Genomic DNA, 12,139 nt, shown 5'->3' on the forward strand with positions numbered 1-12,139 from the left:
ATTCTGGCGTTAATTATAGAATTTGTGTCAGTTAGTTAGCGTTAATGTGCTTCATCCCAGTTATTGCCAACGCCGATATCAACAATCAACGGCACATCGAGTTGCGCGCAATGCTGCATCCTGAAACGCACACCTGAGCTCAACTCGGCAAAGTCATCTTCATGCACTTCAAATACCAGTTCATCGTGCACTTGCATTATCATGCGGGCACGCAACGGCGAACCTTCGAGCCATTTTTGAACGTCAACCATGGCCATCTTAATAATATCGGCCGCTGAGCCTTGCATAGGCGCATTAATCGCAGTTCTCTCCGCACCTTTACGCACCATCTGGTTAGAAGATTGAATGCCTGGTAAATATAGGCGACGGCCATAGATCGTTTCAACGTAGCCTGTTTCGCTCGCTTCGGCTTGAGTTTCATCCATATAGCGCTTCACGCCAGGGTAGCGTTCAAAATAAGCTTCAACGTATTTTTTAGCCTCGGTTCGGCTTATCCCTAACTGATTGGCTAAGCCAAAAGCTGACATTCCGTATATAAGACCAAAGTTAATTGCCTTGGCTGAGCGTCTCTGCTCTGTTGTCACATCCTCTTCAGCAACCCCCATTACTTCGGCGGCGGTTGCACGATGAATATCCCGACCTTCTTTAAAAGCCGTGACTAAATTTTCATCTTGACTCAGGTGCGTCATAATCCGTAATTCAATCTGAGAGTAATCGGCTGCGAGCAGCTTGTACCCTTTTGGCGCGATGAAGGCTTGCCGGATCGAGCGTCCTTCTTCTGACCGAATCGGAATGTTTTGCAAATTTGGATCATGCGAACTCATTCGACCCGTTTGCGCACCGGTTTGATGGTAACTGGTGTGCAAGCGGTAATCGTTATTCTCATCTTGCTGAACCATGGTGGGCAACGGATCAGTGTATGTACCCACTAACTTCCTAAGATGCCTAGACTCTAGAATCAACCTGGGTAGTTCATGCGATTCGGCCAATTCTTTTAAAACTTCTTCATTGGTTGAAGGTGCACCGCTAGCGGTTTTTTTAACCACAGGTAGCTCTAATTTCGTGAATAATATTTCGGCCAACTGTTTTGGTGAATCAATATTGAACGCTGTACCGGCTAAATCGTGAGCTTTTTGCTCCAGCGAGGCGAGGCGAGATTTAAAATCGGCGCTCACTTGATTCATATAATCGGTATCGAGAACCACGCCATTGCGCTCAACGGCCGCTAAAATAGGCGATAAAGGTTTTTCAATGTCAAAATAAACTTGCGCTAAGCCGCGCTGTTTCAGGCCATGACCCAGCCACTGCTGTATGCGAAGCTGAAAATCAACCCGTTCACAGAACCACAAACCAATCTCATTAGGATCAATGGCCGATACCGGTAACCGCTTTTTACCAGGCTTGCCTAGATAATCATCGAGCGTTTTGAGCTCTTTTTCTAGATAGAGGCGCGCTAAATTATCGACGGACAGCGGGCTAAAATGCGTTGCCAGCGCTTTATCGCGCTTACACGTACTGTCGTAAACAAAGGCCATGACTTCAACATCAAACAGTAGCCGTGAAGGCCGTATGCCTTTTTGATTAAACCAATGGTAATCGGATTTAAAATCACTGCCAGTTTTGGTAATGGCATGCGATTCAATAAGATCTTTAAACCATTGCACGACAGAATCGGTATCGAGCACTGTGCCAATATCGGCGGCAAATGGAAAATACCAGCTAAGCCCCGGCGCTGAAGCAATGGCTAGACCAGCCAGCTCGCGGTGATTGTAGTGCCCATCTTGCCACACCGGTACATAGCTAAGGTGCCCTGTTTTTTCTATTTCGGCCTTAATGCTGGCGAGTTCTTCAGTAGAAGCCACTAGGGTGTAATTTGTTTGCTCAGGTTCTATCGATTTAAACTCGGCACGATCTTCAATGGAGGCCGCCTTTGTATTACGAGAAGCTGAATTGGCAGCTGTTTCAGTCGTTTCGCCCGATAGCTCTCGAATCCAAGTCTTAAATTGAAAACGTTGATACAAGGCCAACAACTGTTCATTATCTGGGTCATTCGTTTTAATGTCTTGAACGCAAACATCCAACTCAACATCGAGTTTTATGGTGGCCAGTTCGTAGCTTAAGTACGCCATTTCTTTATGCGCTTCAAGCTTAGCGGCCATGGTTTTCGCGCCTCTGAAGGTTAGCTGCGCCACCTCGTCTAATCGACTATAGATGTCATTCAAACCGCCCAGCCCTTGTATTAACGCTAAAGCCGTTTTTTCGCCCACACCCGGAACGCCTGGAATGTTATCCACTTTGTCGCCCATCAGAGCGAGGTAATCGATCATTAGCTCAGGGCCAAAGCCATACTTTTCTCGTACGCCTTCAACATTTAAGTATTCATTTTTCATGGTATTGAGCAACGATACATGTGGGCTGACCAGCTGTGCCATATCTTTATCGCCGGTACTAATAACACACTCTAAACCCGCTTGAGTAGCCTGCTCCGCCAAGGTTCCAATAACATCGTCGGCCTCAACGCCTTCAATGCACAAAAGAGGCAACCCCATCGCGACCACCATGTCATGTACGGGCACGATTTGCTCACGCAATTCCTCCGGCATGGGTGGCCTGTTAGCCTTATATTCGGCATACATTTCATTTCGAAAGGTAGGGCCCTTGGCATCAAAAATGACGGCAATCGGGCTATTTGGGTACGATTCGACTAGCTTTTTTAACATCGAAGTGACGCCTTTAATAGCGCCTGTTTGGATGCCTTCTGAATTGGTCAGCGGCGGCAGAGCATGAAACGCTCTAAATAAATAAGAAGAACCATCTACCAAGACAATTGGCGCTGAAGTATTAACCATGAATGCGTGTCCAATGCTTACAAAAATTATTTTAAGGCAGTGTACCATGACTGTGTTCAAATTTTACTAGCACAATAGCCTTTGTTTTTAGGGTATCCACTGTAATCTTAGGCTCAATTATGGAATACTCAGCAGCCGATTTTTTATGAATGTAACCATCCCATGTCTGTCTACACCGAATTAAATAAACATGAGGTAAGTTCATTGCTGTCGCACTACGATCTGGGGGGATACGTTTCTCATCAAGGTATCAGCGCTGGCGTTGAAAATACAAATTATTTTGTCAGTACCGATCAGCACGAGCTGGTATTGACCATTTTTGAAAAGCACAGCTTTGAAGAGCTGCCCTTTTTTGTTGAACTCGGTGAACATTTACACAAACACCATTGCAGCGTTCCTCAGCCGTATCGCCAAGCCGATGGCCAGTTTATATTCACTATCAAAGGCAAGCCTGGCGTATTTTTTGAACGCGTGAGCGGTGGCCATGTTGAACACACACAGCCATACATTGAAGCTATTGCAACCGCGTTGGCAAAAGTTCACTTAGCGACAGCCGAATTCAACGCTCAACGCGAACACAGCCACGGCTTAGCTTGGGTAAAGCGTACGCTGGCTCAAATTCAACCCACGCTGGCTGAAAACGAGCAAATTATTGCGTCTAAAGCCATAGAACACATCAGCCAGCTACCAACATCTTTGCCTCAAGGTGTTATCCATGCCGATCTGTTTCATGACAACGCCCTTTTCGATCAACAAAAGCTCAGTGGCATCATTGATTGGTATTTTGCAGGCATCGACAGCTATGCACTCGACATCGCCATTACTTTGAATGACTGGTGTTTGAACGATGATGATGCCGTTTTTGCAGATAACCAAGTTCGATTCATGGCCGCGTATCAATCGGTTCGCCCGCTCAGCAAAGACGAGTTGCAAGCCGTGCCGATCCTGCAAGTGCAGTCGGGTTTGCGTTTTTGGTTAAGTCGACTTTTAGCCCAAAGAGAACACGGCGCATCGAGCGAAGCGATTACCGTTAAAGACCCTGAGCTAATGAAACGGCTTTTAGTTCGGCTAATGTCATCTTTAGGCACTATACTGTAGCCAAAACACGGGCAAAGTAGAGAACCGAATGACCAAACCAAATACGATAGATGCCTCGATTACTCCGATTGGCAGCTTAGAAGTATTATCTCAATTTGAAGTAAGTAAATTAAAGCAGGCTGGCGAAAATGGGCTATACGAATTGTTTCGCCGCTGCGTTCTCGCCATTTTAAATACCGGGTCCGACAGCGATAACGCAAAAACCATTTTACAAAACTACCCCGACTTTCGAATCGATATTGTTCAGCAAGATCGTGGCATTCGCCTAAATTTATACAATGCCCCTGCCGATGCATTTGTCGATGGCGCTATGATCACTTCGACCAGAGAAATGGTGTTTGCAGCACTGCGCGACATCGTGTGGACGGAAAGCGAACGCAAAAACGATTTATCTGAACAAGCCAGCGGCTCGGCCATCACCGATTATGTATTTCATTTTCTACGTAACGCCAAAATGCTGTTGCCGGGTCAGCAACCAAATTTGGTTGTATGTTGGGGAGGCCATTCGATCAATGAAGTCGAATATGAATATACCAAAGAAGTTGGCCACGAACTTGGTTTGAGAAGACTCGATATTTGCACAGGGTGTGGCCCAGGTGCAATGAAAGGCCCTATGAAAGGCGCAACTATTTCGCATGCAAAGCAACGCATTTTAAATGCTCGTTACATTGGGTTAACCGAGCCGGCCATTATTACCGCTGAAGCGCCGAACCCTATAGTTAACGATCTAGCCATATTGCCCGATATTGAAAAGCGCCTCGAAGCGTTTGTGCGCTTAGGCCACGGCATTATCATATTCCCTGGCGGTCCTGGTACAGCTGAAGAGCTGCTGTATATATTGGGTATTTTGTTGCATCCCGATAACAAGGAAATTCCCTTCCCGTTAATTTTAACGGGCCCAAAAGAAGCCGCCGACTATTTTAAACAGCTTCATGAATTTATTGCTCAAACATTGGGTTACCAAGCGCAGCAAAAATATAAAATAATTGTCGATGACCCCATTGCGGCGGCTAGAGAAATGACCACCGGCATGCAACTGGTAACAGATTACCGTCGCAAAGCAGCCGATGCTTACCACTTTAATTGGAAACTGCACATTGACCCCATTTTCCAAGAACCTTTCCATGCCACGCACGATAATATGGCCAAACTTAACCTGCATAAAAACGCACCCGTGCACTTGCTTGCAGCCGATCTAAGACGAGCGTTCAGTGGTATTGTGGCCGGTAATGTAAAAGAACAGGGCATAAATTTAATTGAAGAGAAAGGACCTTTCGAGATACACGGCGACCCCGAAATTCTGCAACCACTCGATAACTTGCTAGAAGCCTTTGTAGCGCAAAAACGTATGAAGTTACCCGGCAGTGCTTACGTGCCCTGCTACAAGGTCATTGCCTAGAAACTCACTAATTGCATGAATACCCGCCGCTTTTTGCGGTGGGGAACTGCCAGGTAAATCCGCTGGATTCTAAAAATTTTGGAATCAACTGCTTTCCGCCGCTAATCACTGGAACACTGTCGATCTTTGGCAAACCAGCCTTTAGCCGCAAATAGTTTAGAACCTCATACATAGGCATCGGTTGTTTGTCGGTAATTAAAACGCGATCAGGTAACGGCTGCTCAAAAGTTATTAAATGCATTAACGCCGCTGCGGCATCATTAATATGAATTCGGTTAGTCCAGTGATTCGTAACAGGCAGTTCTTCTCTAGGTTTGCTCGCTTGACGTTTAAGCCAATCTCGCTGTGCACTGTAAATTCCACTCAGTGTTGCAGCGCAAGTATTTGATTCTATCGCGTGAAGTTGCCGCTCCATTGCCAATAAAATGTTGGCATAAGGGTCATCAGATTGAGCCAAGCTGTCATCGTATAAATACTCACCATGGTTTTCACCAAAAACTCGGCTCGAACTGACCACAATAATTCTTTTAGGACGCTTTTTCCAAGAAGATAAAGACTGGTTCAGCTGTTCTAAAGGCGCTAAATAGGCTTTTTGATACCCTTCAAGCGATCGTGTTTGAGCCGATAACGCCACAATTAGGTAATCGGCCTGATAATCCGGCCAACGCTCTTGCGATAAATCTATGCCCACCTGCTGAACTGTTTGGTTTTGGGCGTCTACGGTGCGACGCAAAGCAATAACCTCGTGCCCTTGGTTTTGCGCCAGCGCAGCCACTCGACTGTTGAGGTCTCCTAATCCAGCCAAAAGAATTCGACTCATCACTTTTTCCATCACTATTTGGCCTTAATGTATCATTAACTGCTTGTATCATCAGGTAGATTTCGATAGTTTTTACCAACTCAACACTTTTGGCACCTTCATGACGTTAACCGAACTCAAGTACATCATTGCACTGGCGCAAGAAAAACATTTTGGTCGCGCGGCACAGCGTTGCTCCGTTGCACAACCCACCTTGAGTGTCGCCATTCGAAAAATGGAAGATAAACTTAAAGTAGCTATCTTCGAGCGCAATAAAAACGGCGTTACTGTTACGCCTATTGGGGAAAAAATAGTGGCTCAAGCGAATCGTGTGCTTGAGGAAACCGTTAAAATAGACGACATAGCAAACGCGGGGAAAGATCAGTTATTAGCGCCGATTCGTTTAGGCGTAATATTTACCATTGGTCCGTATTTGCTTCCTCATATTATTCCTCAACTTAGAACAACGACACCGAATATGCCTTTGTCGATTGAAGAAAACTTCACCGCCAATTTACGACTTCGATTGAGAGAAGGGCACTTGGATGCGTTAATCATTGCACTGCCCTTTAATGAAACCGATGTACTTACTAAACCACTTTACGATGAGCCATTTGATATTTTATTGCCTGCGCAACATCCATTAGCCGCGCAAAAAGATATTTCAGAGCAAGAACTCAGTGCTGAAAACTTACTGCTGCTGGGCCAAGGTCATTGTTTTAGAGACCAAATTTTAGACGACTGCCCATTGATTGCCGCCGCCACCCGAAACCCAGAAGGCAAAACCCAAACCATGGCCGATGGTACGTCACTTGAAACCCTAAGGCACATGGTGGCGTCTAACCTAGGAATCACAATTTTGCCTCGATCCGCCACCGGTTCTCACCTTTATAAAGAAGACTTAGTGGTCGTTCGCCCTTTCCGCGGCCAAGCCCCGACTCGAACCGTCGCGCTTGCTTGGCGAACCAGCTTTCCTCGACCGAGTGCGATCGATGCAATTGAGGGTGCCATTCGGCTATGCAAAACCCATTAAGTCTGAGTTTTTCTGTTACCAAGCTTAAAGGTGCAGGCCCTAAAATTGCTGAAAAGCTCGCGGGGCTGGGTATTGTCTGCATCCAAGACTTACTGTTTCATTTGCCCTATAAATATCAAGACCGCACGAAAATAACGCCTATTGCTTCTTTGCGGCTAGGCATGGCGGTTGTGGTCGAGGCGGAAGTAAAGGCGGCCACAGTTGCCTTTGGTAGACGCCGTGCTTTATTGGTAAAAATTCAAGATGGCAGTGGGCTACTGACATTACGCTTTTTTCATTTTTCTCGTGCTCAACAAGCGTCCCTAAAAACAGGGCATCGCATTCGATGCTACGGCGAAGTACGTATGGGTCCAACTGGCTTAGAGATGGTGCACCCAGAATACTCCGCTCGTGAAGAAGGCGACTTCCCAGCATTAGAAAACACCCTAACACCGCTATACCCATCGTCTGAAGGCTTGAATCAAATTCGACTACGCGGCCTAATTGAACAGGCACTGGCCATTTTAAAAGCCCAAGCCGGGCTCCCTGAATGGTTGCCGGCTAACTGGTTGCAAGAATGGCGCTTGCCAACTCTAACCCAAGCTTTATTCAGTTTGCACCACCCTATCAGTGAACAAGACGTAGCTATGCTCTTAGAGGGCAATCACCCAGCTCAATCGCGCTTAGCTTTAGAGGAGTTGTTAGCGCACCATTTAAGTTTGCAGCAAATACGAGCCCAAGCCAAAAGCCATGGCGCACCTGCAATAAAGGCTTCTGAATATTTAGTCCCTGATTTATTGGCGGCACTGCCATTTAAACTCACCAATGCGCAATTGAAGGTCAGTGGTGAAATCAGCGAAGATCTGGCCAAACCCTCTCCAATGATGCGACTGGTTCAAGGGGATGTTGGCTCTGGTAAAACGTTAGTCGCGTTGGTTGCTGCGCTGCAAGCCATTGAGCAAGGATTTCAAGTGGCGCTAATGGCGCCCACAGAACTGCTGGCCGAGCAGCATTTTCGCAACATGCAACAATGGTGTGAGCCTTTAGACGTGTCGATTGACCTGCTGTTAGGTAAAAGCACCAAAAAACAACGCGATGAATTATTACCTAAATTGGCAGACGGGAGCATCCAGTTAATCACCGGAACTCACGCTCTGTTTCAGAAAGGCGTTGATTTCGGCAACCTCGGGCTAATTATCATCGATGAACAACATCGTTTCGGCGTTCAGCAGCGGCTATCACTGAAAGAAAAAGCCATTAATGGCAACCCACACCAATTGGCCATGACCGCCACGCCTATCCCTAGAACGCTTGCCATGACCGCATTTGCCGATCTTGATTTGTCCGTGATCGATGAACTTCCTCCAGGGCGAACTCCAGTAGTGACGGCATCTATCAGCCAAGACAAGCGCGATGCCGTCATTGCTCGTGTTTTTCACGCCGTTCAAGAAGGCCGCCAAGTATATTGGGTGTGCACGCTGATTGAAGAATCTGAAGATTTACAAGCCGAAGCCGCGGAAGCCAGCGCCAACCGCTTAGCCGAAGCGCTGCCGCATTTAAGAATTGGTCTATTGCACGGTAAGTTAAAACCGAAAGATAAATCTCAACTCATGAATGCCTTTAAAGCTCAAGAGCTCGATATTCTTGTCGCCACCACCGTTATTGAGGTGGGTGTTGATGTGCCAAATGCCAGTGTGATGATTATTGAAAACCCCGAACGCTTAGGGCTATCTCAGCTTCACCAACTTAGAGGTCGCGTGGGGCGAGGCACAACTGAGAGCTATTGTTTATTAATGTATGGCCACCCACTCTCTGAACAAGGAAAACAACGCCTTGAAGTTATGCGCAGCACTAACGACGGTTTCGTTATAGCCGAGGAAGATTTAAAAATACGCGGACCGGGCGAAGTATTGGGAACACGACAAACAGGAGCGATTGGATTTAGAGTTGCCGACATCGACCGTGATCAACACTGGTTAGAAGTGGTGCCTGAATTAGCCAACAAGCTTATGTCTGAGTACCCTAACCATGTAGACCCAATCATAAAACGCTGGTTGTTTGACGCTGAACGCTTTGCCCAGGTGTAATTAAAAATGACGCCTCAAAATTGCTTACTTCAAGTTGTGAACTGCATCTCACTCTAAAAAGAGGTTTTAGAGCTAAGTCACTGTTTTTTCATTAACCTTTAAGGTTTAAGCTACTATACTCAAACGCAGAATTATCCAAAAAACAAAGTTGTGACTTGCTCTTAAGGAATTGACGTTGACCTCTCAAGCCGAAAATATTTTGCCTATCATTGTTCGCCAACACTTGGCAAAGCAGTCAATTCACCATGCTGTGGGCCCTAATAAACCAACGTTAGAACGCGCTGAAGTGTGTTTATTAGAAGATGAACAAGGCATAGTTCAAGTGTTTTTATCGTCTAAAGCACTTGCTGATTTTGATAAAATTAAACAAGTCACCGGGCGAGAGTTAACGCCACTGAGCAGCCAAAAAATAAATGATATAAAGCGCCGGCTAAATATTGAAACGATTCCGGCTTTCGACGATTTAATTCAAGCCACCACCATCATTGATAAAGCACTTTACGAAACCGATCGTATATTTGTGCACAGTGGAAACCCTAGTCATTTAATGGCATTGCAAAACGCCGATGCCATGAAAAGACTCGACACCACTATTATTGAATCCGTTGCCACGCAGCTTCCGCTAGAAGAAACCAACTACGAGCTCAGTCTGTTTGATCATGATCGAGACGAGATTCATACCGCCGTTAATAAATTTACCGCGCTAAGAATCAAGCAACGTTTAGAAGAAACGCTTGAAATACCGCCGCTACCCGATACCGCACAGGCCATTATTCGCCTGCGGGTAGACCCAGACGCCAATATAGAAAAGCTCAGCCAAATTGTAGAACGAGACCCGAGTTTAGCGGCGCAAGTCGTCAGCTGGGCAAGCTCTTCATACTATTCTGCGCCTGGCTCTATAAAATCGGTACAAGACGCCATTGTGCGAGTTCTTGGTTACGATTTGGTCATGAACTTAGCCTTAGGGTTATCGTTAGGTAAAACCCTCGACATGCCAATCGAAGACGACGGCAATGATGTCTCCTATTGGAATAAAGCGGTTTACATGGCCGCCTGTGTCGGTGCCTTAGTCAGCACCATTCCAAGAGAGTTTCGCCCGAGTTTCGGCTTAAGCTACTTAGCTGGGTTATTGCACAACTTTGGGTATTTGATAATGGCGCACTCATTTAGGCCACACTTTGAAGTAACAGCTAATATGATTGCGTTAAACAAACATTTAGATCATCAACATATCGAAAAACATGTTTTAGGCATTACCCGTGACCAGATAGCTTCAAACCTAATGCACAGCTGGAACATGCCGGGTGAAGTGACTATGGGCATTCGCTACCAAAGCGACCCACATTATTTAGGCACCAACAGTGATCAAGCGCATTTAATTTATTTAGCCAATCACCTTTTAGAAGAATACGGCTTAATTCCTAATAGCCACCAAGTGTTCGATTCCATGGTATTTGAACATCTGAATATCAATAAAGAAGACGTAGAACCACTAATGGAGCAAATCAAAACAAACCGCGCCGAGTTAGATATGATTGCAAATTCATTAACGGCCTAGAGTTAAGCGGGTAATTTTACCCGCAGCCCGCAGCCTAAATCTCATTGCCCACAACCCGCTTCGGAGGTGGAGTCCACACCCCCAAAGCTTAACCTCAGCACAAAGCCCAAGTAGGAAATGAGATGGACCCGTCCCACTTGTGCCATGATTAAGTTGCAAAACTCTAATCAGGTACGGCATCCAGCAGGAGGATCCATCATGCAAAATACTAACATTATCGGTCTTGATTTGGCGAAGTCTGTTTTTCAATTGTCTGTGTTAGATCATCGCGGCAATGAGATTAAAAAGAAGCAGCTCAAGCGTGCTCAAGTGTTGCCTTTTCTTGCGAAGCAGCCAACATCTGTCGTCGCTATGGAAGCTTGCAGCGGATCCCATTACTGGGCTAGGCAGTTGGCTAAGCTCGGTCACACCGTTAAAGTTATACACCCTCGTTACGTTAAACCCTTCGTTCAGGTGAACAAAAATGACACCAGGGATGCTCTTGGCATCGCTGAAGCAGCGAGTCGACCAACCATGCCGACCGTTGCTGTAAAAAATGTTGAGCAACAAGATCTTCAGGCGTTGCATCGTGTTCGGGAGCGTATAGTGAAAGAGCGTGTTGCCGTAGGCAATGAGCTCCGAGGTCTGTTGGCTGAATATGGAGTCATTCGTCCTAAGGGTGCAAAAGCTATCCGTGAGCAGGTGTTATTGGTGTTAGAGGATGGAACGAATGAGCTCAGCGTTCGAGGTCGGCGAATGATAGCCGACCTCAGGCAGCAGTGGTTGCAACGCGAACAGCAAGAGCAGCAATACGCCAAAGAAATCGCGCAGATCGCCAACTCAAATGAAACCTGTAAGCGTCTTCAAAGCATACCGGGTATCGGTCCAATCATCTCAACGCTTCTCTACAGTCACATTGGCAAGGCTGCATCGTTTGCCAGTGGTCGTCATGTCAGTGCTTCACTGGGGTTGGTTCCCAGACAGCACTCCAGCGGAGGGAAAGATGTCTTGCTTGGCATTAGTAAACAAGGCAATAAACAGATCCGTAAGATGCTGGTGCATGGCGCGAGGTCGGCTTATAAATCCTTGCAGCGGCAGGAAAAAGACAGTGCTCTAAAGCAATGGGTGATGAAGCACGAAGGGAAAAAGCATCCCAATGTCATCATCGTGGCACTCGCGAATAAGCTCGCCAGAATCAGTTGGGCACTGATGAAAAATGGTTCGGTATACCACTCTTAAGTCAAAAGAGAAAAAGAACCAGCAAGGTAAGTTAGAAGTTATAAATCAGATTAACCTAGAGGTTGCGCAGACCCTTAAGACACAAAAGATAAGATCGACTTACTGAACCCTTGAGAGCG

Annotated in this window: 11 protein-coding genes; 7 read left to right on the forward strand and 4 right to left on the reverse strand. The window is 46.3% G+C overall.

Annotated elements, in window-relative coordinates; translation table 11 throughout:
- Positions 1-41: 41 nt before the first annotated feature.
- Together polA and QWZ13_RS17325 are read right to left on the reverse strand one after the other, a co-directional pair.
- Positions 42-2,849 (reverse strand): DNA polymerase I, encoded by a 2,808-nt coding sequence (polA, locus tag QWZ13_RS17320; protein WP_290283409.1) that lies wholly within the window; start codon positions 2,847-2,849, stop codon positions 42-44.
- A gap of 31 nt (positions 2,850-2,880) precedes the next feature.
- A complete protein-coding gene (locus QWZ13_RS17325; protein ID WP_290282883.1) occupies positions 2,881-3,054 on the reverse strand; it encodes a hypothetical protein in 174 nt (57 codons plus the stop codon).
- Here QWZ13_RS17325 and QWZ13_RS17330 point away from each other — a divergent pair.
- On the forward strand, positions 3,054-3,947 hold the full coding sequence (locus tag QWZ13_RS17330) for a homoserine kinase (RefSeq protein ID WP_290282884.1): 894 nt from the start codon (positions 3,054-3,056) through the stop codon (positions 3,945-3,947). The two genes, QWZ13_RS17325 and QWZ13_RS17330, sit on opposite strands and share 1 nt — an antisense overlap.
- A 28-nt stretch (positions 3,948-3,975) precedes the next feature.
- The gene (gene ppnN / locus QWZ13_RS17335) at positions 3,976-5,346 is read left to right on the forward strand and encodes a nucleotide 5'-monophosphate nucleosidase PpnN (protein ID WP_290282885.1); all 1,371 of its coding nucleotides are present in this window, start codon (positions 3,976-3,978) and stop codon (positions 5,344-5,346) included.
- Between the two features lie 7 nt (positions 5,347-5,353).
- Here the strand turns inward: ppnN and QWZ13_RS17340 are convergent, their stop codons facing one another.
- Complete coding sequence (locus QWZ13_RS17340) at positions 5,354-6,166, reverse strand: NAD-dependent epimerase/dehydratase family protein (RefSeq protein ID WP_290282886.1); 813 nt, start codon at positions 6,164-6,166, stop codon at positions 5,354-5,356.
- Between the two features lie 100 nt (positions 6,167-6,266).
- Between QWZ13_RS17340 and QWZ13_RS17345 the strand changes: the two genes are divergently transcribed.
- The 3 genes from QWZ13_RS17345 (at position 6,267) to QWZ13_RS17355 (ending at position 10,802) form a co-directional block, all read left to right on the forward strand.
- Positions 6,267-7,178, forward strand: a complete 912-nt coding sequence (locus QWZ13_RS17345) for a hydrogen peroxide-inducible genes activator (RefSeq protein WP_290283410.1) — start codon at positions 6,267-6,269, stop codon at positions 7,176-7,178.
- Entirely contained in the window at positions 7,163-9,244 is a 2,082-nt protein-coding gene (gene recG / locus QWZ13_RS17350) for an ATP-dependent DNA helicase RecG (protein ID WP_290282887.1), read from the forward strand. Before QWZ13_RS17345 ends, recG begins: the two co-directional genes overlap by 16 nt.
- 175 nt (positions 9,245-9,419) lie before the next feature.
- The gene (locus QWZ13_RS17355) at positions 9,420-10,802 is read left to right on the forward strand and encodes an HDOD domain-containing protein (protein WP_290282888.1); all 1,383 of its coding nucleotides are present in this window, start codon (positions 9,420-9,422) and stop codon (positions 10,800-10,802) included.
- Here QWZ13_RS17355 and QWZ13_RS17360 read toward each other — a convergent pair.
- Positions 10,791-11,006, reverse strand: coding sequence for a hypothetical protein (locus QWZ13_RS17360; RefSeq protein WP_290282889.1), 216 nt, complete (start codon positions 11,004-11,006; stop codon positions 10,791-10,793). The two genes, QWZ13_RS17355 and QWZ13_RS17360, sit on opposite strands and share 12 nt — an antisense overlap.
- Between QWZ13_RS17360 and QWZ13_RS17365 the strand changes: the two genes are divergently transcribed.
- Both QWZ13_RS17365 and QWZ13_RS17370 read left to right on the forward strand, forming a co-directional pair.
- Positions 11,001-12,020, forward strand: coding sequence for an IS110 family RNA-guided transposase (locus tag QWZ13_RS17365; RefSeq protein ID WP_290282890.1), 1,020 nt, complete (start codon positions 11,001-11,003; stop codon positions 12,018-12,020). The genes QWZ13_RS17360 and QWZ13_RS17365 overlap by 6 nt on opposite strands.
- A complete protein-coding gene (locus tag QWZ13_RS17370; protein ID WP_290279980.1) occupies positions 11,998-12,126 on the forward strand; it encodes a hypothetical protein in 129 nt (42 codons plus the stop codon). Before QWZ13_RS17365 ends, QWZ13_RS17370 begins: the two co-directional genes overlap by 23 nt.
- Positions 12,127-12,139 lie beyond the last annotated feature (13 nt).

The organism is Reinekea marina (assembly GCF_030409715.1).
Classification (GTDB): Bacteria; Pseudomonadota; Gammaproteobacteria; order Pseudomonadales; family Natronospirillaceae; genus Reinekea; species Reinekea marina.